We start from the raw sequence: 278 nt of genomic DNA on the forward strand, positions 1-278 counted from the left end.
TGCTCAATCTTGATGCGGTCAAGAACAACATATCCAAAAAAACCATTAATTCTATGGAGCAATTCATCTGTCTCAGGCAACAATTTTAACGCAGCAAATCTTTCACAAGCCACAACAAGTGTTGCAGGTTGGAACATTCTATCTTGATCTACGCGACATTTCCAAATAATTTTGAGTGGTACTGTATGTTCACCAATATCACGACCTGCAATCTCTGGCCAATGCTCTAGAAGTGCCACATTGAGTCCTGTCCGTTTGCGTAAAACTGGATCAATCAT

General features: G+C 40.3%; 1 protein-coding gene. It reads right to left on the bottom strand.

From position 1 onward, the window contains the following. Positions 1 to 278: DUF721 domain-containing protein (locus ACFIK8_RS09740; RefSeq protein WP_375669307.1), on the bottom strand; the 278-nt coding region annotated here is incomplete at both ends.

It is taken from the genome of Bartonella sp. MR168JLCBS, assembly GCF_042194175.1.